Genomic DNA, 24310 nt, shown 5'->3' with positions numbered 1-24310 from the left:
CGTCAGCTCCGCTTAGCTTGCGGTGTCAGCACCACGCGGCCTTTCGTTCCTGCCGCCACCGCCTGGTAGGCCGCTTGTGCATCTTCCAGCGCGAAGGTCTGCGCGACTACCGGCGCCTTGTAGCTGCCATCTTCGAAACCGGGACGCAGCGCTTCCAGCATTTTCGCGGACGCAACCAGGTCGCGCTTCAAGGTATCGACACCAATCAGACGGCTTTCGTTGTGATAGAAATCCGCGAGGTTGAAGGTGACTTCGCGACGATCCGACGCCGATATCTCCACCAGCCGTCCGCCGACCTTCAGCATATGCAAGGCAGTTTCGAACATCGATCCGCCGACGGTATCGAATACGACCGCCGCGCCGCCGTCCGTCGCTTCACGAATGCGCGCGATGGCATCGGGGGCTTGCGAGTCCACCATTGCATCCACGTAGGGACTCGTCGCGGCCGCTCCGCGCGCCACGCCCACCACCTTCGCGCCGATCCGTTTCGCGATCTGCGATGCCGCTCCGCCCACGCCGCCCACTCCGATGATCACCACGCTCTCGCCGGCCTGCAACTGCGCCGCCTCGACCACGGCGCACCACGCAGTGATGAAATTCACGCCAATCGCCGATGCTTCCTCGAACGTCAGGTTGACCGGCTTGCGGCCCAGGCTCGCAACGGGCACGACCACGTGTTCCGCATGCGTCCCGTCGCGTGTGAAACCCACGTCGCCGCCTGAGCCCCACACTTCGGCGCCCAGCCACTCGGCAGGACCGGCGATGACGACGCCCGCATAGTCGCGACCGGGCGTACGCGGCAGCGTGGTCTGGCTCATGCGCCCTGCCACGTTCTTTACGTCGCTCGGATTGATCGATGCCGCGAATACCTGGACGACGGCTTCATCGCCGGACGGCGCGGGCGTGGGCAAATCGCCGGAGAAGAGAACCGATGGATCGCCGTGCTGATTGAAGCGTAGTGCTTTCATGATTGGATTCCTCCGTTGTCATGTCCGCATTATTGCCGCGTCCGACCTTGGCGAAAAGACATCGATCCACATAGAATCGTTGCGCCAAGTGGAAAGATGAACTGGAAAAATGGACGAATTCAAGAGGGACCCAATCCATGCCCGATGAAGTCAACGACCTGCGCCTGTTCGCACAGATGGTGGACGCCGGCAGCCTTTCGGCGGCCGCGCGCCAGACCGATGGATCGACTGCCGCCATGAGCCGGCGGCTGGCCGCGATGGAGAAGCGGCTGGGCGTGCGCCTTGTCACGCGGACGTCGCGACGCTTCGACCTGACGGTGGAAGGCGCGCTGTTTCACGAGCGCGCGCTCGCCATCTTGCAGGCAGTGGACGACGCCGAGGCCGAGATCAGCGCTCAGGCGCGCGTGCCGCAGGGTTTGTTGTGTATCGGCGCGCCATCGGAGATTGGGCGCAAGCAGATCGCGCCGCTGATCGAAGCGTTCTCGGATCGTTATCCGGAGGTCGAGGTTCGGCTTGTACTGTCCGATATCGGGCTGGATGTGATCGACGACAATCTCGACGTCGCGTTGCGTATCGGCTTGCCGGCGGATACCGGTGTGATAGCGAAGAAACTGCTGTCGAGCCGGCGCATTGTGTGCGCGGCGCCGGCGTATCTGGCGCGGAACGGCATGCCGAAAACGCTTGCCGATCTCGCCATGCACGATTGCCTGCGGCTCGTGCGCGGGCAGCGTGTTTTCGACAAATGGTTATTCGTGGAAGATGGCCGGCGCCGTGAGATCCAGGTCCGCGGCACACTCTCGACCGCGAGCGGCGAAGTGCTCCACGACTGGGCGCTCAAGGGCCGTGGCCTTGCGCTGAAGGCGCTATGGGATATAGAAGACGATTTACTCGCGGGCCGGCTGATTGAGTGCCTCGCCCCTTACCACTGCGATGAAATTGAGTTATATGCGGTGTTTGCGAGCCGGCGGCATTTGTCGCCGCGAGTACGGGTCTTTCTGGATTTCGTACAGGAAACGCTTCGCGTGAAAAGCCCGGCGGCAGGCGTGCGTTAGCTGGAAATCAGTTCGAAGCCAGGGGCATCCACGGGTCATTACCGGTTGCCGGATACATGAGCGAAACCTCTTTGCTTACACGAACGATTTCATGAATGTTATCCCTGAAATTCGGGCTCTTTTCGTAGCTGATAAAGCCAGCGTCCGCAACGGCGGACAGGGTCAGCAACGCAAAAGCGATGCGCTCGGCAATGAAGAAGCGGCGGGACATTTCCAAAGTTTCCTAGAATCTTTAATTTCGCGATTATAAGGGTTTTCACCTACTTTTTGCCAGCCAAAATTGGGCGCCGATGATAGAAAACGACATCCGCCGACGCGCTGATCAGGAAAATATTGCCTCTTTTCATCACACGAAATGCCGGCGTTAATTCGTCGATGTATCGTTGTTGGCTCGTCGTTGTATTCACGTTTCAGGAAGGGGTAATACTGCTGATGGCAATCGAAGCCGAGCATCGCGCGATGGCGCAATTCCCGCCGGAGGGCTTGAAAACGGAGCGTGTGGTGCTGCGACCCGCCGGCAGTCAGTACACCGGCGCGTTGCTGATCTACCGGCTTGCCAATCGCGCGCACCTGGACCGCTGGGAACCGTTGCGCGAAGACGCTTTCTTCACGATACAAGCCGCGAATGAACGCATGGCATTAATGGAAAGTGCGATGACGGCCGGCACCGCATTGCATCTGCTGATTTTTACGAGCGAACGCCGCGACGTGCTGATTGGCGACTGCCATTTCACGAACATCGTGCGGGGATCGTTTCAGGCATGTCATCTCGGCTATTCGATCGATCAGCATTACGAGGGACGCGGGCTGATGCGCGAGGCGCTCGTTGCGGCGCTGGGTTTTATCTTCGATGCATACCGGCTGCATCGGGTCATGGCGAGTTACAGGCCGGAAAATGATCGCAGCGGGCGCCTGTTAACCAGCCTTGGGTTCGAGCATGAAGGACTCGCCAAGGCGTATCTCAAGATCGATGGGCAATGGGCGGATCACGTACTGACCTCGCTGGTGAATCCGAAGGATTGAGCGAGGCAAGTATCACGTCCTGCACACTTTGCGGTCAGCCTGCTCGTGCTCATCGCGAGTGTCGACCGTGAAATCCGGCGCGAATCTCGCGAAATTTTCGAGCACGCCAGCCAGCGATCGCCGCACCGGCAGGATGATCAGTTCGTCACCTTCGCGCTCAATCTCAACGTCCAATCCGGTGCGATCGCGGGCGAGTTCATCGGGGATACGAATAGCGTGTGAGTTGCCGATCCGACAGGTTTTTGTGACCTATCTATTGTTCATGACTTGTTCGTACCCCTGTGAATTATGCGTCCCCGGACACCTGCACCAGCACCTTGCCGAAATTGCGGCCATCGATCATATCGAGGAAAGCCTGCGGTGCGTTCCCTAGCCCTACGGTGACGTCCTCCAGATGCTTTACCTGACCTGCCCGCAAATAACCGCCGACATCGCGCAGGAAAGCATCCCGATAGGCAGGCAAAAACTCGTAGTTGATATAACCGCGCACCGTCAGGCTGCGCGTCAAGATTGCGCGCATGGTTGCGGCGAGGCCATCGTCGGCGCCAGCAGTGTTACCCGATGTTTGCGCCATCAATCCGCAGACCGGAACGCGGCCGTATTGGTTGAGCAGAGGCAGCGCAGCCTTCCACACCGCGCCGCCTATGTTCTCGAAATACACGTCGATACCTTTGGGACACGCGTTCGCCAACTGATCGGCGAAGTCGGGCGCGCGATGGTCGATGGCGGCATCGAAACCGAGTTCATCGACTACATAGGCGCACTTCTTCGCGCCGCCGGCAATGCCGACCACGCGCGCGCCGGCGATCTTGCCGAGCTGACCGACAAGCGATCCCACCGGCCCGCTCGCCGCGCCGACCACTACCGTCTCGCCGGACTTCGGTTTGCCGATTGCCGCCATGCCGGCGTAAGCCGTGAAGCCCGGCATGCCGAGCACACCGAGATAGGCGCGTGTTGCAATGCCGTCTGCGGACAGGGGAGTCAGGTCGTGGGCATCGGCTACTGCATGGCTGACCCAGCCTGCTGTCACGAGCACCCGGGTGCTGGCCGGAAGCGTTGTATTGTTGGATTCGATGACCGTGGCCACGCTCTCGCCGGGCATCGCTTCGCCGATCTGCGCGGGTTTTGCGTAAGACCGTGCGTCGTTCATGCGGCCGCGCATGTACGGATCGAGCGATAGATAGTCGACGCGCAGCAGCACTTGGCCTTTCGTTGGAACCGGCATGGGCACGTCCTCCAAACGGAAATCGGAGAGCGCGGCGCGACCGCCAGTGGGACGTGATGCCAACACGATTTGTCGGGCAGTAGGTGAGGTCATGCGGTTTCTCCTGGATCAATCGCGGGGGAACTCAGCATATACGGGCTTGCGGGATTGCGCTTTGATGTGCGGGCGAGGGGGACGAGGCGATGTCGGTTGGCTAGGTTCTCGCGTTAGCGGTCGGATTCAATGCCGGGTTGCTGCTTTCCAGGTCTTCGCGCGTTTTATATTGCTATTTTCTTTATCACTATTAGCCACTGCGCGTGGCGGCGCGTCATTTCTTGGTCCTTAGCGACAAAGAAACGAAGCAAAGAAAACGCTTTTAACAGCTCTACCCTAAGTGTCCACAGCGTGCAGTCCCATTCATGGGTGCCCCAAAAGAATGGTGCTCGCAAGAGCCACGGATGTGTGAACCCCTCTTTCTCCGAACGCAGATACCCCACGCTTCGCCACCAGTGATTGAACCTGCCCGAAGAGCACCCCGCGCTATCCGCCTAGAACCAGCCGCCAATTGGTACGCACGATGAACCACGCCGCCATCCCTCCTCAAAACGAGGCGACCAAATTGCATAAGACCGTAACCGACGAAATAACGACAGCCGACTAACCGGTTCACCAAAATCTGAAGCGGTAGTACACAAGCGGTGATTCACGGATATGACTGCGCAGACCAGGCAGCTAGCGCACGAAGAACCGAAGCATTAGATGCGCGGGAGGTCGTTAAGGTCCCATGGAAAATCGTGTTTGCCCGAGAGCGCGGGCGGTGCCGTGTCGTGTCGCTGTCTGCCGAGAGTACGCGTGAGGCCGTATAGGTCTGTGGGGCACTGGTGCTTGCCCGAGAGCGTACGGGGCGAAGCGTTTTACTGTCAGGATTCGCGAGAAGGAGGGTTTCACACATCCTCCGCTCTGGCGAGCACCGTGCTTTTGGGGCACCAATGAATGAAAACTGCACGCTGTGGACACTTAGGGTAGAGCGGTGAAAGCGTTTTCTTTGCTTCGTTTCTTTTTCGCTTTGGAAAAAGAAATGACGCGCTGCCACGCGCAGTGGCTAATAGTGATAAAGAAATTAGCCAGAATAAAACCCGCGAAGACCTGGAAAGCAGCAACCCGGCAATGAACCAGACCGCTAACGCAGAACCACCCTCCTCAACCCCAACCGCCCCCGCCCCAAGTGCGAACGAAAACCATCACCCACCATATTTCTCAGCAAACTCATCCGCGCTAAGCGAACGAAAATCGGCCAATGCCGCGTCGATCCGCTCAGCATCCCAATCCCACCACGCGATCTGCTGCAAGCGCTCCGCCGTGCGAGCCTCAACCCGAAACCGCAGCACACGCGCAGGCACGCCAACAACAATCGCGAACGGCGGCACGTCCTTGGTCACGACCGCGCCCGAACCAACGGCCGCCCCCGTGCCAATCTTTACCCCAGGCATGACGATCGCATCGTGGCCAATCCACACATCGTGACCCATCTCCACCCTGTCCTGCGCACGCCATTGGAAAATCTCCGTATCGTCGTCGAGCGAGAGACCGTACGACCATGAACGATAAGTAAAGTGGTGATGCGTCGCGCGCCACGTTGGATGGTTAGGCGGATTGATACGAACACCTGTAGCAATATTCGCGAACTTGCCAATATGTGCATGGGCAATCTGGTTGTCGCCCATCGCATAACCGTAATCGCCAATCACCGATGCAGCCACCTGGCTGCGCGGACCTAAATAGGTATAGCGCCCGAAGTCGCTTGCACGAACCACGGCTGTCGGATGAATCTCGGGCTCTATCGATAAGGTTTGGCCAAGCGTCCACGGATCGACGCCGACGCCATGATTAATCAGCATAAAAAATTCTCAGAGGTTCAATGATGAAAAGCTGACGCGGAACATCGACGCGCATCCACGCATATCAAAGCGCATCGATGTCAACGGACGCCCCACGCTCACAAGAAAAGTTTGCGTAAATAAGCGGAACCGCGTTCGGCACATGTGACCAGTACGAAGGTGGCGATCAACAGGAACGACACGGTCTGATACTGGAACAGGTTCATCGCGGTCAACAACTGGAACCCGATCCCGCCCGCGCCAACGAAGCCTAGAACGAGGGACGAGCGCAGGTTTTCATCGAAGCGGAAAAGACCAATGCCAAGCAGTGAAGGCAACACGCCCGGCACCACCGCGTGAGCCAACACCTGCACGCGGCCGGCGCCGGTCAGCGTCAGCGCTTCGACAGGGCCCATATCCATGTCTTCGATCACTTCTGCAAACAACCGCCCCAGCATGCCGACCGAGTGCACCGCCAGCGCGAGCGCGCCGGGGAACGGCCCCAGTCCAACGGCGGTAACGAACAACAGCGCCCACACCAAATCCGGTACCGCCCGGGTCACGCCAATGATCGATCGCGCGGCGTAGTAAAGCGGCAGCGCCGGAGTAAGATTCGCGGCCGCCAGAATCGCCAGCGGGAACGCAAGCAGTATCCCGAACACGGTGCCGAAAATCGCAAGGTCAATCGTCTCAAGCACGGGCCATAGATTCGGGACGAACTGATCGAACGCGGGCGGCATGGCGCGCGACATGATGTCGGCCATGCCATGCGCGCCGGTAATCAGGTCCTGCGGCCTCGCCTGAACAACAATCCATGCCTGGACAAACAACGCGAGCAAGACGAGAGCGGCAAGCACGGACCAAGCCGTGCGTGCACCCGGCGCACCGGGTGGGGTGCGCATTTCCATGACCTTGCTCATGACGCCTCGGCGAGATAAAGACCCGCGATCTGCTGACTGGAAACATCGGATGCCTGACGGTCGAATTCCAGCAGGCCGCCGCGCAGTCCGACCAAGCGGTCCGCATAACGCGCCGCGAGTTCCGGTTGATGCAGCACACATACGACCGCAAGACCGTCCTCAGTGGCGAGGCGGCGCAGCAACCGCATGACCTCATCGGCGGCTTCGGGATCCAGGCTTGCAACCGGTTCGTCCGCCAGCAAGACGTCCGGGCGCTGCGCCAGCGCACGGGCAACAGCCACGCGCTGCGCCTGTCCGCCCGAGAGCGTGCCGGCTCGCTGGCGAGCCAGATGCAGCAAACCGACTTCGTCCAGATAGCTCATTGCCGGTTCAATCTCGTCACGTGGCAGACGCCCGAACGCGCTCATCAGCGTCCGGTGACGGCCCAGCGCTCCGCAGCAGACGTTCGCCAGGACGCTGCGTCGCTTGACGAGATTCGCGCTCTGCGAAATAAGCGCGAGCGGCAAACGCGCTTCCCTGAGGGACTCGCCCGACAGCGTGGCCAGATCCCGACCGGCGACTTTCACGGAGCCCGCAGTGGGCCGGTTTAGTCCCACCACGCACTTCATAAAGGTCGACTTGCCACTGCCGTTACTGCCGAGCACCACCACCATCTCGCCGGCGCTCACCGACAAATTCAGGCTGCGCAGCGCGGTATGACCGTTCGCGTAGCGCATGGTCAGATCGCGGACAGCCAACCTGACGCCGGCCGCGCGCACGGCAGGCTTGGTCGAACCCATCGATGAAAACGCCCCCGCCGGACCCAGCGGAATATCACGCGATGTACTGAAGGGGGTATTCACAGCTTCGCCAGGTCGATGTGGAGCGTCGAGACCAGGTCGCGAATCTGATCGTAGGCCGCGTCCGTCTGGGGCACCGTCTTCAGTTCGGGGTTTTCATTCGATGCCAGGAACTTCTGATCCACCTCCGGCAACTCGTGGAAATCAAGCGAGCTCAACACGCGGGTGAGCCGAGCCTTGAAATCGGCAGGCAAGTCGGCACGCACGGCCAACGGATCGAGCGGGATGGGTTGCGACTTCCACAACGTTACGTAGGCCGAAGGATCGTACTCATTGTGTAACTTGGCGCTCTCGATTTCCTCGCTGTTCAGTTCGCCCACGTCGACCTTATGGTTGCGCAGCGCTTCGAACGATGCAGTGTGACTGCCTGCATAAAGCCCCTTCACGCCCTTGTCCGGATCAATGCCGTTCTTGCTCAGGCCAAACGCGGGAAACAAGTGCCCGGACGTGGAAGCCGGATCGGCGTAGGCAAACGAACGGCCCTTGACGTCCGCCAGCGTCTTGACACCCGAACCCGGCCACGTGACGATGGAAGCGTAATAGGTAGCCGGCTTGCCTTGCTCGCCCGCGAACGTGGCGACGGCTTGCGCATGCGCGACCTGGTGGGCTAGCACATACCCGAGCGGTCCGAACTGGCCGAACTCAAGCTTGTTGCTCCGCATTGCCTCAATTTCAGCGTTGTAGCTGGTCGCTACATAAAGCTGAACGGTGCAGCCCAGCTTGTCGCCGATCATCTTGGCGAGGTCCGTATAGACCGGCAGCATGCGTTGCGCTGATTCGTAGGGCTCGACGCCGAAGCGCACCACACCGTCATTCGGGCAGGCGCTGGCCGCGTGGGCGGTTGCGGAAACGAGACCTGCTGCCAACGACACAGCAACCAGAACTTTGGATACCTTCATATTTTCCTCAACTGAAATTTCGCGAGTGCCGGGCTAACGGCAATTCAAGGTTTCGATCCCGCTCCGTGCAGGTCATCAGTGCGCGTGGACTTCGTGTGGACTTCTGTCGAGCCACGTCACTCTATAAACCTCGTGTGACACATCGATGTACTTATCGAGACGTCTAGATGAATGCGTTACCGTGGGTGCGACTTAGATCAGCCGATACGTAGAATTCATGCGGACATCTATACGTATATTGGTGTGTTTAACCCTACCCTTACTATCACGCAAGGAAACCCTCATATTTCCATCACGGGTCGCCCCCTACAATTCGCGACGGCAATTCATTTGAACCGAGCGGAATGACGACACAATGACAGCGATGGATAACGCCACGCCGGACACCGCGCTCGCACGCCGCGCGGGCGCTGCAATGTGGAGTCAGATCGAACAGATCCTTGCGGCGGAGATTGGAACAGGCAGGTTTGGCAAGGACGGGCGCATGCCGACCGAAGCCGAACTCGCCAAAAGGTTTGACGTTAATCGCCATACCGTGCGCCGCGCGATGACCGGACTTGCGGCACGCGGCCTTGTCAGCGTCAGGCAGGGACGAGGCACGTTTGCGCAGTTTGGCGCTATCGATTACACGATCGGGCAGCGCACGCGCTTCTCGGAAAATCTGCGTCAGCAGCGTCATACAGCGGCCGCCACCATGCTCCGCGCGCTCAAGGTGCGCGCCGCGCCCAACATTTCAGAGGCGCTTGCCTTGCGCGCGGGCGCGTCCGTCTACCAGATCGAGACCCTGCACGAATCGGACGGCGTGCCACTGACTTTTGCGCGCAACTGGTACCCTGCGACGCGTTTCGCGAATCTGCCGCAAGTGCTGGGGTCCAAGGGCAGTATCACGAGTGCGCTGGCCGAACTCGGCGTGACCGACTATTTGCGCAAGTGGAACCGTATCGGCAGCTATTGCCCGATTCGGAAGTCATGCAAAGACTGAACATCAACCGTCAGCAACCGGTGCTGTGGGTGGAGAACGTCGATGTTGATCTCCAGGGCATGCCGATCAAATACGGTGTGACGCATTTCGCCACGGACCGGGTCCAGCTGATGGTGGGAAACGACACCTGAGCGTGACCGTTTCCCTCATCGGAAAAAATTCCTCGCACGTCCGTCTGCGCCCCTTCCCCGCATAACCGCAGTTTCACCTCCCCGGCCAAAATCGTGGTCTCCTGTTAGTTCGCGTCACGGGAACGCGGGTCAGCCAACGCGTCAGCCAGCCCGGCGCCAGCTTTTTTCCTGCCGCCCACAATATTCCCGATCGTGAAACGTCTTCATCTGTATGGAACAGCCGCCGCCCACGAACCCGATGATCGACAGAGATAGCGACATCACCGCGACCGTCTTGCGTGAGCGTACAAAACTCGGAAACTTCATCCGGCGTCGTGTGCGTGACCCAAGCGACGCCGAAGACATCCTGCAAGACGTCTTGCACGAGTTCGTCCAGGCGTACCGGCTTCCCGAGCCGATTGAACAAGTCAGCGCATGGCTGTTTCGCGTGGCGCGCAATCGCATCATCGACCGCTTTCGCAAGAAGAAAGAGCAGCCCCTGAGCGAGATGGCCGGGACCCATGACAACGCCGATGCCATCGACGATGAATACCGGCTGGATCTGGCCCTCCCTTCCGAAGATGGCGGGCCGGAAGCCGCCTATGCGCGATCGGTTCTTCTGGTGGCGCTGCAAAACGCGCTCGACGAATTGCCGGAAAACCAGCGCGACATTTTCATCGCCCACGAGATCGAGGGCCGCAGTTTCAAGGAGCTGGCGTTAGAGAGCGGCGTAACGCTGAACACGCTGCTGGCACGCAAGCGTTATGCGGTGCTGCATCTGCGCGCCCGCTTGCAAGCCGTGTATGACGAACTGGATATTTAAAGGAGAAGGTAAATGCGTTTCGGACTGAGAGTCGTGGGCAAAGTGCTGTTGGTTATCGTGGGCATTGCGGTGCTCGGATGGATGGTGATGACCCTATGGAATTGGGTTCTGCCGGCGCTGTTTGTCGGGGCTCGCGCGATTGATTTCACTCATGCGCTGGGCCTGTTGATCCTGAGCCGGATCTTGTTCGGCGGATTCCGCGGCCATGGCGGCTGGCGTGGACGCCAGCAGTGGCGCCGGTGGGAACAAATGACACCCGAGGAGCGCGACAAGTTCAAGAAGGTCATGCGCTGCGGCCAACGCAAGCCGCTAGAGGATGCTGTATGAGCAATGCGCCGGCATCCGCATGCAAACAGGCGCCGGGCGTGATCGCGCCCGTCGTGAACTTCGGCCGGTGCGAGGGCAAGGCCGATTGCGCGGTCGTGTGTCCGGAGAACGTCTTCGAGATCCGCCGGATCGACAACGCCGACTATCAGCGCCTGGGGGCATTGCAAAAATTCAAGCTGCGCGTGCACGGCATGCAAGTCGCCTACACGCCGAACGCCGATGCGTGCCGCGCGTGCGGCTTATGCGTGAGCGCGTGTCCGGAGCGGGCCATTACGCTGGCGCGGATGAGTTGACGGCACGCCGGCGCCGGGCATTTTCCGGTCACATGGACGCAGCACTGACATCGGGTCGCGATTTTTCTTTGCTATTGCCGCGAGGGCTGTTATTAACGATGTAAGGCGGCCGCAAGCAGCGGCCCACACAACCCGTATAGCAATTTAGCCTTTAAATTTAGGCGCTTAAGCGCACATGCAGGTTCGGCCGAGGTAGACCCGGAACGCTCCGCCAGCCGCCTGAGACAGCATTAAAAACCCTCAATTTACGGGTTCCGATGCGAATCGCAGGACCGGTTCAGCCCCCTTGAAAGCAAAATCAGGCAAAATTCGATGGTTAACCCCGGTCGTTGACGCAGCCGGAGGCGCCCCCAACCCATTTTTCTTGAGATAAGCGATGAGTACCGAGCAACCTACGATCATCTACACCCTCACCGATGAGGCCCCGCTGCTGGCCACCAGCGCCTTCCTGCCCATCATCCGCACGTTCACCGCGCCGGCCGGAATCCGCGTCACCACCAGCGACATTTCAGTCGCCGGCCGTATCCTCGGCGAGTTCCCGGAATTCCTGACGGAAGAGCAACGGGTGCCGGACAACCTGGCCGAACTCGGCCGCCTGACACTGCTGCCTGAAACCAACATCATCAAGCTGCCAAACATCAGCGCGTCGCAGCACCAGTTGATCGGCGCGATCAAGGAACTGCAGGGCAAAGGCTACAAGGTTCCGGATTTCCCCGAAGAGCCGAAGACCGACGCTGAAAAAGCAATCCGCCAGCGTTATTCCAAGTGCTTGGGCAGCGCCGTGAATCCGGTGCTGCGCGAAGGTAACTCAGACCGCCGCGCGCCTGCCGCCGTCAAGAACTACGCGCGCAAGAATCCGCACAGCATGGGCGAGTGGAGCATGGCTTCGCGCACCCACGTCGCTCACATGCGGCACGGCGACTTCTATCACGGTGAAAAGTCCATGACCGTTGCGAAGGCTCGCGACGTGAAGATGGAACTGGTCACGCAAAGCGGCAAGACCATTGTGCTCAAGCCGAAGGTATCGCTGCTGGACGGCGAGATCATCGACAGCATGTTCATGAGCAAGAAGGCGCTGTGCGACTTCTATGAAGAACAGATGGAAGACGCACGCAAGACCGGCGTGATGTTCTCGCTGCACGTGAAGGCCACCATGATGAAGGTCTCGCATCCTATTGTCTTCGGTCATGCCGTGAAGATCTTCTACAAGGAAGCCTTCGAGAAGCACGGCAAGCTGTTCGACGAGCTGGGCGTGAACGTCAACAACGGCCTCGTCAACCTGTACGACAAGCTGGAAACCCTGCCGACTTCCAAGCACGAAGAAATCATCCGCGACATGCACGCGTGCCACGAGCATCGTCCTGAACTCGCGATGGTCGATTCAGCCAAGGGCATCTCGAACCTGCATGCACCGAATGACATTATCGTGGACGCGTCCATGCCCGCGATGATCCGCATTGGCGGCAAGATGTGGGGCGCCGACGGTCGTCCGAAAGACACGAAGGCCGTGATCCCGGAAAGCACGTTTGCGCGGATCTATCAGGAAATCATCAACTTCTGCAAGACCAACGGCAACTTCGATCCGGTCACCATGGGCACGGTGCCCAACGTCGGCTTGATGGCTCAGCAAGCCGAGGAATACGGCTCGCATGACAAGACGTTTGAAGTGCCGGAAGGCGGCGAAGCGCGCATTGTCGACATTGCGACCGGTGAAGTGCTGCTGACGCAAACGGTGGAAGAAGGCGACATCTGGCGCATGTGCCAGGTCAAGGACGCGCCGATCCGCGACTGGGTCAAGCTGGCTGTCACGCGTGCACGCAATTCCGGTATGCCGGCCATTTTCTGGCTGGACCCGTATCGTCCGCACGAAGCCGAAGTGATCAAGAAGGTCGAGACCTACCTGAAGGATCACGACACGAGCGGCCTGGATATCCAGATCATGTCGCAAGTGCGCGCGATGCGTTATACGCTGGAACGCGTGATCCGCGGCCTGGACACAATCTCGGTGACGGGCAACATTCTGCGTGACTACCTGACCGACCTGTTCCCGATCATGGAACTCGGCACCAGTGCCAAGATGCTCTCCATCGTTCCGTTGATGGCCGGCGGCGGTATGTATGAAACCGGTGCGGGTGGTTCAGCGCCGAAGCATGTGAAGCAGTTGGTGGAAGAGAACCATCTGCGCTGGGATTCGCTGGGCGAATTCCTGGCGCTGGCGGTGTCGCTGGAGGATCTTGGCATCAAGACCGGCAACACGCGGGCCAAGGTCCTGGCAAAGACGCTGGATGCCGCCACGGGACAACTGCTGGAGAACAACAAGAACCCGTCGCCGAAGACTGGACAACTCGACAACCGCGGCAGCCAGTTCTATCTCGCGATGTACTGGGCGCAGGAACTCGCGGCGCAAACCGAGGACGCGGGACTGGCTGCTCAGTTCGCACCGTTGGCAAACCAATTGACGGCGGACGAGAAGACTATCGTGGCGGAGTTGTCAGCGGTCCAGGGTGGCGCAGCGGACATCGGCGGGTATTACAAGCCGGACTTTGCGAAGCTGGAGTCGGTAATGCGCCCCAGCAAGACACTGAACGCTGCACTGGCGGCAGCTCAGGCTTAAGGCGTTTGATTGGCGTGTAGCCAATGATCGCACTCTTCCGGTTTCAGCCGGAAGAGTGCGATGTTTCTCGCAGGCATCAGCGCGGATAGTTCAACAGAACTCTTCGCGCTTATTTTTTCCTCATTTAGTTTGTATAACTACCTAATGTCTGGCGCCCCGCTCACAACGCCAGACTTCCAAGTTCCCCATAGGTCCGGTTCAACCACACCTTGACGCGCTGCCGCTCCAGCAAACCAAGCCCGGAAGCGGCTCGATCCGCGTGATTGACAGCCGCCCAAAAACTGACGCCATGCTGATCGATTTTCTGCATTGTGGTGTCGGGCAAGCGTCGCAGGCTGATCACACTGGCACCCAACGCCTTGGCCCGGACGAGTTCCCCCGATGCTTCCAGAAACTCGAACCGGTCACCACGAACCTCGTTGAGCACGATCACCAGTTTGATGCGTCCACTGAACTGGTCGAGCCACTGCCGCAGCAGGTCGACCGAATCACGCCCGGCGTCCATGACGTGCCACCAGGTCAGCGTCAAACCATGCTCATGCGCGAGACCAATGACATCCGCGTCCTCAAGCCATTTGCCGAGAGACTGCTGCGTCTGCGCGGCGAGATCAACCAGGATGCGCCGCTGAGGATCTTCGAGCGCCTGTTCAATGATGGGGTCGAGGCTATCGTGACGATCAAGCACGGCCGGCGCAGCAAAATCCGCATAGAACCGCAGTAGCGCGCCGTGCGATTTGTCGGTGTCGAAACCTGTAAACGGGATGCTCCGATCAACAAAATACTGGGCCAATACGCGGGCGACGAGCGATTTGCCGACGCCTCCTTTTTCGCCACCGATAAAGTGGATGTAGCTCATTTCTGCGGATCCTTTGTCGAGGAGCGGGATGGGTGGAAAAAAGCGTATCGAGTTTCGATGACGTGACAGCGACTTGGCTAAAAACGGCACAAGTAACAGCGGCTTAGGCTACACGGAAAAGAAATGCGTGACAGCATGCATGCGGCGCTATCGCATGGAATTGTTAAATCGCTTTCTTCGGTCGTTAAGTCGTTAAGTCGGACGGATGCTGCGCTTGGAGCGTCCCGCATGACTGGCGCGTCCGTGGCTTAGCTGACAAGACAGCAAACGATTGCATGCATGCCTCGCCAATAAAGAAAGCGGCTAACGTGCCGTTAACTAAGAGAAATCATCTGCGCTTAAATCTTCCTCGACACCCGCTCCACGGTTCCGGATAGACAACTCGCTGGTTTTATCGAAAGGAAACGGTCTAACGATCGTGTTTTGTCCGAGTAGACGATTCCAATGGGCTGCGGTATGTTGAATCATCGGCTGCATAGTCGCCCTGTTTAAAGAATGTGTCTGGCAAGCGACCTGCTGCGAATTAACAAAAATGCCCACAACCCGGATCTTGCTTGCCAAGCGACTCAAGCTGACAACGGCCGCTCTGTGCGTGCTGGTCCTGAGTCTTGCGACGCCCTTACTCCTGCATCAATCACACACCTATTCCTTAGCGGAGAATGGGGTTCAGTCATTAGACCGTTTTCGCGCCGCATTACTCGCCATGGAAAGCGTATCGGCGGAACGTGGTCCCGCTAACGGTGCGCTAGGTGCAGACGCACAGAATGCGCCGGCGCTGCGGCTTCCCTTAATTAACGCGCGTGCTGAAAGCGACCGGCGCCTGGCCGTGTTGCGCTCGCTGATTGCAAGTGGCGTATGCCCCGGCTGCACGACTGAACGTGCGTCTGTTGATATCGTACAAACACAGCTAGTTGCTGCCCGCAAGCAAGTCGACAGCCTCATCGCTCAGCCCATAGAAAAACGTGACCATGATGCGGTCCTAAGCGCGGTCAACCAGATGATCGCCGTCATTCCCAATTTTGGGCCGCTTGCAAATGCCAGCGCGGCAGGCATTGTGCGCGGCGATCCGAGCGCGCTGAATTGCGTCTTGACCGCTCGGTTGACCGCTCAACTTCGTGAACAGGCCGGGCTTCTGGGGTCGACCTTCACTGCGGCGCTGACCGCTCACCGGCCCTTGAGTGAAACCGAATTATTCGCGCAAGAACGGGCTAAAGGACGTATAGACGAATTGCGCAGCCTGATTAGTGCCCGCGTAGAACATACGCCGATTAGCGCAACCACTTATCAGAGCCTGACCAGCGTCTATTACGACAACGGCCTGAGCTACATAGCGCGTGTCCGCGAGATGGCGACGCGTCCCGAAGGCGCCAATCTCACGGCTGCCGAACTGGCTGCGGAGTATGTGCCGACCATGCGGCCCATCGTGCAATTTCGCGACTACGTGCTGGATCTGGCGGAAGCCGAAGTCAAAGGGTATCGTAATGAATCACTGATGTTGCTGGTTGCAAGCGTCATTGGCTCGGCGGCTGTTCTTTACCTTTTGCTGATTGCGTCCGTGTACTTCAGGCGGCGGTTCGTTCAACCGTTCATTGAAGCAGCGGACATCGTCATGGCGATCGCCGACGGAAAACTCGAGACGCCCATTCCTCACGGTGAACAACCGCTTGAGATCCGCAGCCTGTTTCACGCAATCCTTGTGTTGAAGGAAAACAGCATCGAAAAAATGCGGCTCGAACATGAGCGCAATATCCTGCTGCGCGAACTTGAAACCGTTGCCGACACCGACTTCCTGACCCGTCTGCTTAACCGCCGCGCGTTTGAACGCAAGGCGACTGTTTCGCTAAGCCGCCACACGGAGACAGAAGCCAAGCAGGTCCTCATCATGTTCGACGCAGACCGCTTCAAGCAGATCAACGATACCCTGGGCCACGCCGCCGGTGACCTGGCGCTGCAAACAATTGGAAGATTGTGCAGCGAGATCTGGCGTCAGCCGGACATCGTGGCACGCCTCGGCGGCGAGGAATTCGCCGTGCTGACAAAGGTCGATGACGCCAGCGAAGCCATTGCCACCGCTAACGAATTGCGGCGGCGTCTGGCGGTCACCGCGCTGGAGCTGGATGGTGTCCGCTTTACAGTCACGTTGAGCTTCGGGATCTCGCTGGCTTCGCAAACAGAGCATGAGACGCTCGACGCGCTTCTACTACGCGCCGACAAGCTGCTTTACAGCGCCAAGCTGGGCGGGCGTAACTGCATTGTGTCGGACATCGAAAACTCGACCAGCCACTAGCATCACTAGCTTCACCGGCACCCTGCAGCCGTCATTCCACCGTTGGCGTTTGCACGCGTGCAGCGAGAAACTGCACGAAGGTGCGTACCTTGCTCGAATGCCGGCGATTCGGCAGATAAGCCGCATAGATGACCGAATCGCCCGCATGCGGATTGACCTCGGTATTTTCAAAGAGGCGCAGGAGATGACCGGCGCCAATTTCCTGCGCCACCAGCCACTCGGGCAACAGCGCAATGCCCCTGCCCGCGAGGACGGCTTCGAACAGCACGTCGGGGTTATTGGCAATCAGGTGGCCGCGCACTTCGACGCGTTCTTCCGTCACTCCACGCCGAAACGTCCACACCTGTCTTGTCGCCCGACGCGGACCGCCATACGCGAAGCGCAGGCATTCGTGGTGCGCTAGCGCTTGTGGTTCATCGGGCGTGCCGTGCCGTTCCAGATACTCATGGCTCGCCACGACAAAACGCTTGTTGTCGGCCAGCTTCCTGACGACCAGGCTTTCATCGCGTGCGGGCAAGCCGATTCGAATCGCGACATCAATACGTTCTGTCGCCAGGTCGACATAGTGATCGGCGACCACCACGTCAAGGACCACGCGGGGATACTCGCTCAGGAAGGTGGCAAGGTGAGGCGCCAGGCACAACCGGCTATAAGCAGTTGGCACGGAGATACGCAGCGCGCCAACGGGCGCCGCGCCGCTGTCGAAGATGCTGTCGTCGGCTTCAGCAAGATCGTCCAGCACCTTGCTGATTTGCTCGACGTACGCCGTGCCCGCGTCGGTGAGGCTGACGCGGCGCGTAGTACGCGTCAGCAACGCAGTACCCAGCGACGCTTCGAGCGCATCCATCAGGCGTGTGACTGACGAAGTGGCCACCCCTAGCCGTTGCGCGGCCTTGGAAAAGCCGCCGGCTTCGGCCACTTCCAGCAACGTCGTCAATGCGACCAGTTTGTCCACTTTGATGGCTCCGCTGTGCGAAACGTTGCGTGGCACGCAACGCAAGATTGCTTTGCGAACGTATTCTACTAACGAATTGCAATCGATATCCTGTGCGTACTCATTCTCGGGAGCGCGCCGTGCAGGTCATCGAACTCTCTGTCAGCTACGACTTTATTTGCCCGTGGTGCTGGATCGGGCACCTGAATCTTGCCTCGGGAATTCGTGCGGCCAACCTGCCAGTCCCCGTTTCAATGACGTACGCACCGTTCGAATTGAATCCCACGATGCCCGCGGTCGGAATGGACCGGCGCGGATATCGGACGGCCAAGTTCGGCAGTTGGGTACGCTCGCAAGGAATGGATGCGCAGGTTGCGGCGACCGGTCTGGCTGCCGGCGCGCAATTCAATTTCGAGCGGGTGAGCAGGACGCCGAACACACGTCTCGCTCATCAGCTGATGCAGTACGCGTTAAGCGTGGGCGACGCGCGCAAGACCGAAGCCCTCTATGAGTCGATATTCGCCGCGTACTTCTCCGAGGGCCGCGATATTGGCTTGATCGGCACGTTGGTTGAACTCGCCGCGAAAGCTGGCTTCAATGCCGCCGCTACAGAGGACACCCTCTTGCAAGGCCGAGGTCTTGCAGAAGTGCTCGCAGCGCAGCGGCTGACTCAGCAGCAAGGCGTTCGCTCGGTGCCGACCGTGTTCATCGCAGGCGATGCGATCAGCGGCGCGCAACCGCCGGCGGTATTCGCCAACGCGCTGCGGGCGGCACTCGAACGGAGCACCGCATGAACCCGTCAGTGAAGCCGCGCGGGAACCGCTTGATGAACATCGAACATTAAACAGTTTCGATTACTAAGGATCTATCACATGACGCCTAACGCACCTGCTGCCGGCCAGAACGGCGGCACAGTCAAGCTAACCCAGGGCATGACCGCGCTGTTCGCGTTCTGCTGCGGCGCGATCGTCGCCAACCTCTACTATGCGCAACCGATCACCGAGCTCATCGCACCGGACATTCACATGTCGGGCGGCATGGCGAGCCTGATTGTTTCGCTTACGCAGATCGGCTATGCATTGGGACTGTTCTTCCTGGTTCCGCTTGGCGATCTGCTGGAGAATCGCAAGCTGATGATCACGACAGCCATTGTCTCGATCTTCAGTCTCGCGCTGGCCGCTGTAACGCGTCAGCCGAGCGCGTTCCTGGCGGTGTCGTTGCTGGTCGGTTTCAGTTCGGTCGCCGTGCAGATCCTGATCCCTTTGGCCGCCCATCTTGCACCGGACGAGTCGCGTGGCCGCGTGGTCGGCAACATCATGAGCGGGCTTCTGCTTGGCATATTGTTGTCACGTCCGATCTCAAGCGTGGTCGCCGGTCATTTTGGCTGGCGCACGGTATTCGGCTCGGCGGCGGTGTTGATGGCCATCGTGACGGCGGTCCTGGCGCTGACCATCCCGCGCCGCCAGCCGTCGCATCAAGCGACCTACTTTCAGTTGATTCATTCGCTTGGCGAACTGGTTGCGACCTTGCCGACACTGCGTCATCGCGCGTTGTATCAAGGGTTGATGTTTGCCACGTTCAGCCTCTTCTGGACCGCGGTGCCGATCGAACTGACGCGTCATTACGGCTTGTCGCAGAACGCGATTGCCGTGTTCGCGCTGGTCGGCGCGATAGGCGCCACGTCGGCTCCCGTGGCAGGGCGGCTCGCCGATGCCGGGCATTCAGTTCGCGCGACGTTGATAGCCCTCGTCGTCGGGGCGCTCGCATTCACACCGGGACTGATTCATCCGGCGTGGGGCGTGGGTGGACTCGTTGTGACCGGCGTTGTGCTGGACTTCGCCGTGCAGATGAACATGGTGCTCGGCCAGCGTGAGATCTATGCGTTGCATGCGGCCAGCCGCAATCGTCTGAATGCGCTTTATATGACCAGCATCTTCATTGGCGGCGCAATTGGGTCAGCGCTCGCCAGCAGCTTGTATGACCATGGTGGATGGCCGTTGACCGCCATGGTCGCGAGCGTGTTCCCGATCATCGCGCTGATTCATTACCTGATGGTCGGCAGGTCGGTTGCGACAGCGACCGCTTAAGCGAAATAGAGTTGAGCGTTCCTTGCAATGGCGGGAGCGCTTGGGTGACGTGACGGCCCCAATTTAAGCCCTTGCGTGATGCGATCACCGGTCTTGCCGGCGGTCTCACCGCGCGAAGGCGTCGCTAGCTTAGTTCGCCAGTGCGGTTTGAATAGTCTCAAGCAGGCGTGGATCATCTGCCGTGACATCCGGCGAGAAACGGCCTGCCACGCGCCCGTCCCTGCCAATCACGAACTTCTCGAAGTTCCACAACACGTCAGGCGCGGGGTTAGGTTCAATGCCGTAGCCTTTGAGGCGCTCGCGAAACGGGCCGTCGCCAGTTGCGTCCGGCTGTGTGCTGGTGAGCGTCTGGTACAGCGGATGCTGGTCTGCACCAACTACGGATACTTTCGAAAACATCGGAAATTTCACGCCGTAGGTCGAGCTGCAGAATTCCGCGATCTCGGCATTGCTCCCCGGCTCTTGCCCCTTGAAGTTGTTCGCCGGGAAACCCAGCACTTCAAGGCCCTCGGCTCGTTTGTCTTCATAGAGTTTTTCCAGCGCTTCATATTGCGGTGTAAGCCCGCACTTGGAGGCTACGTTCACGATCAACAAAACCTTGCCTTTAAACGGCTCAAGCGTAAGCGCTGCGCCGTCGATGGAATTCACGGGAATATCGTAGATTGTCTGGCTCATGTTTGGACTCGTTTTGGCTCGTTTGAGCTGGATGGAGAAAGGGGTCAGGCAGAAATGAGGCGCTTCTGCTAATTCACATAAGCGCCGTCTATCCTACTCCGGACCGTTTGTGGCTGCAGAGCATTGCCCTCATGAGCAAACGGAACGCTTGGTTGTACCGGTTAAAGCTGTGAACGCTTAAGCGCCGATCATCTGCCTAGCTGCAGATTCAGCCATCGCCAATGCCGCGTCGGCCTCGCGCACCGGGCGACCACAACCGCGACCCGTCACTCGCTCAATCTTCTTCGTGTCTCGAATGGTAGTCACCCGAATAGCGCCTTTGAACATCTGGCCGGGAGACGGCAGGACGCAAGCCTCAACCGTCATGTTGCCCTTGGTTTGTTTGAAAGCCATCACATTCTCCAGAAAAATTGGCGCAGGCAACGCTCAATGGGACTCGCCATTAATGGCAAGTCCCGCCGGACGCGCTTCAAAACGGTATTGAAGATGCTTGGGGTATTGCGCGTCGATCACGCGAACCAGACGGCTGATTTCGTCCTTCAGTGCATCGACTCTCTCAACGCCCAGCAAGTGCCCCGCCTTTACCAAACCTTCACCGAATTTCTCGGTCATCAACGCGGCCAGTGCCGGCGTTTCCGCGCCGCGCGTCACATCCTGCGCGCGGTTTCTTGCATATCGCTGAATTTCTTCGATCAAAGCCGTAACGTCGTCGGTCATGGTGCTCCCGCTTTCTATAGTGTCGATCATGCGAAAACCTTAGCGTCTTCGGATCGCTTCCTATTGTTGACCTTCCGCAGTAACAGCCGTGTCGAAAGAACGCTTGCCGCCGTAAACGTCCTGTAAAAACGAGGGGCCTCAGGTTGACGCGTCCTCGTCCATGGCATCGATTGATTCGTCATCCTCTATACGTGTCAGGATCATTTCCACTCGCGAGTTCCAGTGCCTCAATGCGGTCACGCAGCCTGATTCCATCACAAATTCAAACGTGGTTTCCGGACTCATCCGGCTTCGGAACTGAAGATCCTTGAGCGGCACGAGGACTTCGGCGGGCGACATCGGAAAGCGCAGCACGAGCTTCTCGTCACGGTTGATCTGGACCGCCGCCTTGATCCCGAACGCCGTCACGTAGGTCCCCACGAGCTTTTCGATCACGCTAGCCGGCAGTGAATCAGGGACACGCACGAATACCGCATCGGCCTCATCCAGCCACAGCACCGCGCGGTCGATGTCGCCTAGCGGGCTCGTCTGGAACGATACGGACCAGGCACCTTCGGCCTCGTCATCGGGGGTGTCGAAACGATCATAGTGAAAGTGATTCAGTGCGAGCCTGGCATGGCGGAATTCAAACTGAAGCTGCTTGTCATGTAGCGCGACAGTCAACGTGCCATAAGCAGGATGGCCGTAATGCCCTGCATATTCCGCAAGGTCGTGCGACGGGCATGTGTTCGGCACGGCATTAGGCGTCACGCGTTGACGCGCCTCGCGCATGGTGCTTCTTATCTTCTTGCTGAAGTCCAGCATGCGTTCGGTCCAGTCCGTAGGAGCCAGTCCCAGCATGCGGTCGCAAATTTCGTAGCCAACGACATTGCGCAGCATCGCGCAATGATCCCCAATAACGAACACACTCACGCCAATTTTCTCGCGTGGCAAGTACGAGATCTGGGAGTGAAAGGCACGCAGGTCGCCCCCGTGACTCGTGAGCAAATGCCCTCGGTACGAAGCGGTTTGCCGGCCCATGCCATAGATGACGTTTAGCTCCGGCGAGAATCCCATGGCCTCGCCCATCGCATCGGGAATTGGCAAGCCGGGTGCCAGCGTCGCTTTCAAAATGCGCTCAGGAATAATCTGTTTCCCATCGAGTCGGCCGCCATTCATCAGCATGACAAGCCAGCGAGACATGTCATCCAGACTGGCAACCATGCTTCCCGCGGGACTCGACTCGTCAGCGTCCATATAGGGCGGCTGCCAGAGTTCACTGCTGTCGCGCTTCTCGAGGAAGGGCACGGCAAATTCCGGCTGCGCAAGCATGCCGGTAATCGAGAAGGCAGTCCGGGTCATGCCCAACGGTGTCAGGATCTCGTCGTGGACGAAGATATCCCAAGGTTTCCCGGTCAACAATTCGATAATGTGACCCACTGCCTCGTACATCATGTTGTTGTAGATGAACTTGGTGCGTAATGGCGCTTCCGGCTTCATGAACCTGATCCGCTCGAACAATTGCTTCGGCGACAGGCGCGCTTCGTACCAGATCATGTCGTGTCGCGGCACGCCAGTCCGGTGACCCAGCATGTCGCGCAGCGTCACCGTTTCATCAAGTGACTTATCGTAGAAACTCAAACTTGGGACGAAATCGCGGATTGGACGGTCAAAGCTCAGCAGACCGCGATCGACCAGCAAGCCGGCCGCAACGGCAGTGAACAGCTTTGTGTTCGACGCAATCGGGAACCCGGTCGCCGGCGTAAATGGCAGCTTCTGTGCATAGTCGCGATACCCATATCCCTTGGCGAGCAGGACCTTGTCGTCTTTAAGAATACTGACGCCAATACCCGGTACGTTCCATTCGCTAACCAGCTTCTCCATCAAAGCATCAAAATCACTCAATTCGTTCAGCATCGATTGTCCTTTAGTGGCAAGAGAAGCGTGTCGGAGAAGCGTCTTGGGTCGTGGCGTTCTTTAAGGGTCGCGGAAGCAAAAAGCGGGTGGAGTTAGAAAGAATCGCGACTCGGGTTAGCGTAACGCGATCGAAATGCTGAAATGCCTTGAATTACACAATGCAAGTTTTCATTTGAACGATAAGGACACGTTGGACCGGAAGAAGTGCAGTTTGTTCTTCTCGTTTTTTCCTAACACGCGAGCGGGTCGCCACTTCTCAGTTGCCCGCCGCCTGACTTGAGAATGACATCAAGCAGTGACATTGCGTCCATGCCTTCAGCCAAGCCGCGGACTATGCCGTCGAGACGCCCGTCGACCTTGAGCATGGCAAATCCATGGACCAGTGCCCAGGCGGTCACCACGCGCGCGGCGCCCTCTGTGGACAGCGGAGCGTCAGGCTCTTGCGGCGCACCGACGGTCGCGCGCAGCACCGACAACGCGCCGCTCATCGCTTCGCGCAAACCCGGTCGTTCGAGGTCAAGCCGCTCGCTGCGGAACATCAGCATGAATAGACCCGGAAACTCTGTCGCGAACTCAACGTAGGCGCGTCCTTGCGCGGCAAGTCGCGCCTCGGGAGCGGCGACCGCCGCAGACGCTTCGAGCAGGCTGCTTTCGAAGCGGCGAAAACCGACGGCTGCTAAATCGCTGAGCAGTCCGGTCACATTGTCGAAGTGGTTCTTGGGGGCGGCGTGAGATGCGCCGGCCTCGCGCGCGGCGGCTCGCAACGTAAGCCCGCCGATGCCCTCGCGGGCCAGGATGCGCTCCGCTGCTTCCAGCATGGCCTCACGCAATGCCCCGTGGTGATACGGACGCCTGGCCTCAGCGGCCAATGGTTGCTTGGATTGTTCGGCTCGCTTACCCGTCTTCTTGATAGTCATCTGTTTCCGC

The 24310-nt window shown here is 59.1% G+C and carries 24 protein-coding genes and 1 pseudogene; 11 read left to right on the top strand and 14 right to left on the bottom strand.

The window, feature by feature from the left end; genetic code table 11:
- Positions 1-2: 2 nt before the first annotated feature.
- A complete protein-coding gene (locus ACSQ83_RS32565) occupies positions 3-968 on the bottom strand; it encodes a quinone oxidoreductase family protein (RefSeq protein ID WP_436230948.1) in 966 nt (321 codons plus the stop codon).
- A 137-nt stretch (positions 969-1105) separates the two neighbouring features.
- On the opposite strand from ACSQ83_RS32565, the gene ACSQ83_RS32560 reads away from it, so the two are divergent.
- Positions 1106-2020 carry a LysR family transcriptional regulator gene (locus ACSQ83_RS32560; protein ID WP_436230947.1) on the top strand — a complete coding sequence of 305 codons (915 nt, stop codon included), beginning with the start codon at positions 1106-1108 and terminating at the stop codon, positions 2018-2020.
- A gap of 7 nt (positions 2021-2027) precedes the next feature.
- On the opposite strand, the gene ACSQ83_RS32555 is transcribed toward ACSQ83_RS32560, so the two are convergent.
- Positions 2028-2231 (bottom strand): hypothetical protein, encoded by a 204-nt coding sequence (locus ACSQ83_RS32555; RefSeq protein WP_414949805.1) that lies wholly within the window; start codon positions 2229-2231, stop codon positions 2028-2030.
- Between the two features lie 164 nt (positions 2232-2395).
- On the opposite strand from ACSQ83_RS32555, the gene ACSQ83_RS32550 reads away from it, so the two are divergent.
- Complete coding sequence (locus ACSQ83_RS32550) at positions 2396-3043, top strand: GNAT family N-acetyltransferase (RefSeq protein WP_436230946.1); 648 nt, start codon at positions 2396-2398, stop codon at positions 3041-3043.
- A gap of 45 nt (positions 3044-3088) precedes the next feature.
- Positions 3089-3265: a hypothetical protein gene (locus ACSQ83_RS32545; protein WP_436230945.1), complete on the top strand. Its 177-nt coding sequence runs from the start codon at positions 3089-3091 to the stop codon at positions 3263-3265.
- Between the two features lie 64 nt (positions 3266-3329).
- Here ACSQ83_RS32545 and ACSQ83_RS32540 read toward each other — a convergent pair whose 3' ends face one another.
- From ACSQ83_RS32540 to ACSQ83_RS32520, 5 genes are all read right to left on the bottom strand, one after another.
- Positions 3330-4361, bottom strand: a complete 1032-nt coding sequence (locus ACSQ83_RS32540; RefSeq protein WP_436230944.1) for an NADP-dependent oxidoreductase — start codon at positions 4359-4361, stop codon at positions 3330-3332.
- Between the two features lie 1127 nt (positions 4362-5488).
- A complete protein-coding gene (locus ACSQ83_RS32535; protein WP_436230943.1) occupies positions 5489-6145 on the bottom strand; it encodes an acetyltransferase in 657 nt (218 codons plus the stop codon).
- A gap of 98 nt (positions 6146-6243) precedes the next feature.
- The gene (gene phnE / locus ACSQ83_RS32530) at positions 6244-7044 is read right to left on the bottom strand and encodes a phosphonate ABC transporter, permease protein PhnE (protein WP_414949797.1); all 801 of its coding nucleotides are present in this window, start codon (positions 7042-7044) and stop codon (positions 6244-6246) included.
- Positions 7041-7886, bottom strand: a complete 846-nt coding sequence (locus ACSQ83_RS32525) for a phosphonate ABC transporter ATP-binding protein (protein WP_436230942.1) — start codon at positions 7884-7886, stop codon at positions 7041-7043. Before ACSQ83_RS32525 ends, phnE begins: the two co-directional genes overlap by 4 nt.
- Positions 7883-8782, bottom strand: coding sequence for a phosphate/phosphite/phosphonate ABC transporter substrate-binding protein (locus ACSQ83_RS32520; RefSeq protein WP_436230941.1), 900 nt, complete (start codon positions 8780-8782; stop codon positions 7883-7885). The genes ACSQ83_RS32525 and ACSQ83_RS32520 overlap by 4 nt, the downstream gene beginning before the upstream one ends.
- A gap of 355 nt (positions 8783-9137) precedes the next feature.
- Here ACSQ83_RS32520 and phnF point away from each other — a divergent pair.
- The 5 genes and pseudogenes from phnF to ACSQ83_RS32495 all read left to right on the top strand — a co-directional run bounded on the left by phnF (position 9138) and on the right by ACSQ83_RS32495 (position 13931).
- A pseudogene (phnF, locus tag ACSQ83_RS32515) lies at positions 9138-9895 on the top strand (phosphonate metabolism transcriptional regulator PhnF).
- A 211-nt stretch (positions 9896-10106) separates the two neighbouring features.
- Positions 10107-10697, top strand: a complete 591-nt coding sequence (locus tag ACSQ83_RS32510) for an RNA polymerase sigma factor (RefSeq protein WP_414949792.1) — start codon at positions 10107-10109, stop codon at positions 10695-10697.
- Between the two features lie 12 nt (positions 10698-10709).
- Positions 10710-11024 carry a hypothetical protein gene (locus tag ACSQ83_RS32505; protein WP_414949790.1) on the top strand — a complete coding sequence of 105 codons (315 nt, stop codon included), beginning with the start codon at positions 10710-10712 and terminating at the stop codon, positions 11022-11024.
- Entirely contained in the window at positions 11021-11317 is a 297-nt protein-coding gene (locus tag ACSQ83_RS32500; protein ID WP_414968763.1) for a 4Fe-4S dicluster domain-containing protein, read from the top strand. The genes ACSQ83_RS32505 and ACSQ83_RS32500 overlap by 4 nt, the downstream gene beginning before the upstream one ends.
- Before the next feature lie 376 nt (positions 11318-11693).
- Positions 11694-13931 carry an NADP-dependent isocitrate dehydrogenase gene (locus ACSQ83_RS32495; RefSeq protein ID WP_414949786.1) on the top strand — a complete coding sequence of 746 codons (2238 nt, stop codon included), beginning with the start codon at positions 11694-11696 and terminating at the stop codon, positions 13929-13931.
- Positions 13932-14091: 160 nt separating this feature from the next.
- Here the strand turns inward: ACSQ83_RS32495 and ACSQ83_RS32490 are convergent, their stop codons facing one another.
- A complete protein-coding gene (locus tag ACSQ83_RS32490; protein WP_436230952.1) occupies positions 14092-14787 on the bottom strand; it encodes a mobilization protein in 696 nt (231 codons plus the stop codon).
- A 703-nt stretch (positions 14788-15490) separates the two neighbouring features.
- Here ACSQ83_RS32490 and ACSQ83_RS32485 point away from each other — a divergent pair.
- Positions 15491-17074: a GGDEF domain-containing protein gene (locus tag ACSQ83_RS32485; RefSeq protein WP_436230940.1), complete on the top strand. Its 1584-nt coding sequence runs from the start codon at positions 15491-15493 to the stop codon at positions 17072-17074.
- Positions 17075-17105: 31 nt separating this feature from the next.
- Here ACSQ83_RS32485 and ACSQ83_RS32480 read toward each other — a convergent pair whose 3' ends face one another.
- Positions 17106-18029 carry a LysR family transcriptional regulator gene (locus tag ACSQ83_RS32480; protein WP_414949783.1) on the bottom strand — a complete coding sequence of 308 codons (924 nt, stop codon included), beginning with the start codon at positions 18027-18029 and terminating at the stop codon, positions 17106-17108.
- Positions 18030-18121: 92 nt separating this feature from the next.
- Here ACSQ83_RS32480 and ACSQ83_RS32475 point away from each other — a divergent pair, with 92 nt between their 5' ends.
- Complete coding sequence (locus ACSQ83_RS32475; protein WP_436230939.1) at positions 18122-18802, top strand: DsbA family oxidoreductase; 681 nt, start codon at positions 18122-18124, stop codon at positions 18800-18802.
- A 78-nt stretch (positions 18803-18880) separates the two neighbouring features.
- Positions 18881-20095 (top strand): MFS transporter, encoded by a 1215-nt coding sequence (locus ACSQ83_RS32470; protein ID WP_414949781.1) that lies wholly within the window; start codon positions 18881-18883, stop codon positions 20093-20095.
- A 129-nt stretch (positions 20096-20224) separates the two neighbouring features.
- Here the strand turns inward: ACSQ83_RS32470 and ACSQ83_RS32465 are convergent, their stop codons facing one another.
- The 5 genes from ACSQ83_RS32465 to ACSQ83_RS32445 all read right to left on the bottom strand — a co-directional run bounded on the left by ACSQ83_RS32465 (position 20225) and on the right by ACSQ83_RS32445 (position 24300).
- Entirely contained in the window at positions 20225-20770 is a 546-nt protein-coding gene (locus tag ACSQ83_RS32465; RefSeq protein ID WP_414949780.1) for a glutathione peroxidase, read from the bottom strand.
- A gap of 177 nt (positions 20771-20947) precedes the next feature.
- Positions 20948-21163, bottom strand: coding sequence for a hypothetical protein (locus tag ACSQ83_RS32460; RefSeq protein WP_414949779.1), 216 nt, complete (start codon positions 21161-21163; stop codon positions 20948-20950).
- A 33-nt stretch (positions 21164-21196) separates the two neighbouring features.
- Positions 21197-21487 carry a hypothetical protein gene (locus tag ACSQ83_RS32455; protein WP_414949778.1) on the bottom strand — a complete coding sequence of 97 codons (291 nt, stop codon included), beginning with the start codon at positions 21485-21487 and terminating at the stop codon, positions 21197-21199.
- A 138-nt stretch (positions 21488-21625) separates the two neighbouring features.
- The gene (locus ACSQ83_RS32450) at positions 21626-23383 is read right to left on the bottom strand and encodes a serine hydrolase (RefSeq protein WP_436230938.1); all 1758 of its coding nucleotides are present in this window, start codon (positions 23381-23383) and stop codon (positions 21626-21628) included.
- Positions 23384-23613: 230 nt separating this feature from the next.
- Positions 23614-24300 (bottom strand): TetR/AcrR family transcriptional regulator, encoded by a 687-nt coding sequence (locus ACSQ83_RS32445; protein ID WP_414949775.1) that lies wholly within the window; start codon positions 24298-24300, stop codon positions 23614-23616.
- Positions 24301-24310 lie beyond the last annotated feature (10 nt).

The organism is Caballeronia sp. LjRoot29, from assembly GCF_964252755.1.
Taxonomy (GTDB): domain Bacteria; phylum Pseudomonadota; class Gammaproteobacteria; order Burkholderiales; family Burkholderiaceae; genus Caballeronia.
The sequence above is the reverse complement of the archived record's forward strand: the minus strand, read 5'-3'. Positions and strand labels throughout refer to the sequence as shown.

Bases quoted from the DNA above. Each gene is read 5' to 3' on its own strand.
- ACSQ83_RS32450 (WP_436230938.1), bottom strand. From the start codon at position 23,383: ATGCTGAACGAATTGAGTGATTTTGATGCTTTGATGGAGAAGCTGGTT.
- ACSQ83_RS32540 (WP_436230944.1), bottom strand. From the start codon at position 4,361: ATGACCTCACCTACTGCCCGACAAATCGTGTTGGCATCACGTCCCACT.
- phnE (WP_414949797.1), bottom strand. From the start codon at position 7,044: ATGAGCAAGGTCATGGAAATGCGCACCCCACCCGGTGCGCCGGGTGCA.
- ACSQ83_RS32470 (WP_414949781.1), top strand. From the start codon at position 18,881: ATGACGCCTAACGCACCTGCTGCCGGCCAGAACGGCGGCACAGTCAAG.
- ACSQ83_RS32490 (WP_436230952.1), bottom strand. From the start codon at position 14,787: ATGAGCTACATCCACTTTATCGGTGGCGAAAAAGGAGGCGTCGGCAAA.
- ACSQ83_RS32460 (WP_414949779.1), bottom strand. From the start codon at position 21,163: ATGGCTTTCAAACAAACCAAGGGCAACATGACGGTTGAGGCTTGCGTC.
- ACSQ83_RS32560 (WP_436230947.1), top strand. From the start codon at position 1,106: ATGCCCGATGAAGTCAACGACCTGCGCCTGTTCGCACAGATGGTGGAC.
- ACSQ83_RS32555 (WP_414949805.1), bottom strand. From the start codon at position 2,231: ATGTCCCGCCGCTTCTTCATTGCCGAGCGCATCGCTTTTGCGTTGCTG.
- ACSQ83_RS32495 (WP_414949786.1), top strand. From the start codon at position 11,694: ATGAGTACCGAGCAACCTACGATCATCTACACCCTCACCGATGAGGCC.
- ACSQ83_RS32505 (WP_414949790.1), top strand. From the start codon at position 10,710: ATGCGTTTCGGACTGAGAGTCGTGGGCAAAGTGCTGTTGGTTATCGTG.
- ACSQ83_RS32445 (WP_414949775.1), bottom strand. From the start codon at position 24,300: ATGACTATCAAGAAGACGGGTAAGCGAGCCGAACAATCCAAGCAACCA.
- ACSQ83_RS32485 (WP_436230940.1), top strand. From the start codon at position 15,491: ATGGAAAGCGTATCGGCGGAACGTGGTCCCGCTAACGGTGCGCTAGGT.
- ACSQ83_RS32510 (WP_414949792.1), top strand. From the start codon at position 10,107: ATGGAACAGCCGCCGCCCACGAACCCGATGATCGACAGAGATAGCGAC.
- ACSQ83_RS32465 (WP_414949780.1), bottom strand. From the start codon at position 20,770: ATGAGCCAGACAATCTACGATATTCCCGTGAATTCCATCGACGGCGCA.
- ACSQ83_RS32455 (WP_414949778.1), bottom strand. From the start codon at position 21,487: ATGACCGACGACGTTACGGCTTTGATCGAAGAAATTCAGCGATATGCA.
- ACSQ83_RS32550 (WP_436230946.1), top strand. From the start codon at position 2,396: ATGTATCGTTGTTGGCTCGTCGTTGTATTCACGTTTCAGGAAGGGGTA.
- ACSQ83_RS32535 (WP_436230943.1), bottom strand. From the start codon at position 6,145: ATGCTGATTAATCATGGCGTCGGCGTCGATCCGTGGACGCTTGGCCAA.
- ACSQ83_RS32520 (WP_436230941.1), bottom strand. From the start codon at position 8,782: ATGAAGGTATCCAAAGTTCTGGTTGCTGTGTCGTTGGCAGCAGGTCTC.
- ACSQ83_RS32500 (WP_414968763.1), top strand. From the start codon at position 11,021: ATGAGCAATGCGCCGGCATCCGCATGCAAACAGGCGCCGGGCGTGATC.
- ACSQ83_RS32565 (WP_436230948.1), bottom strand. From the start codon at position 968: ATGAAAGCACTACGCTTCAATCAGCACGGCGATCCATCGGTTCTCTTC.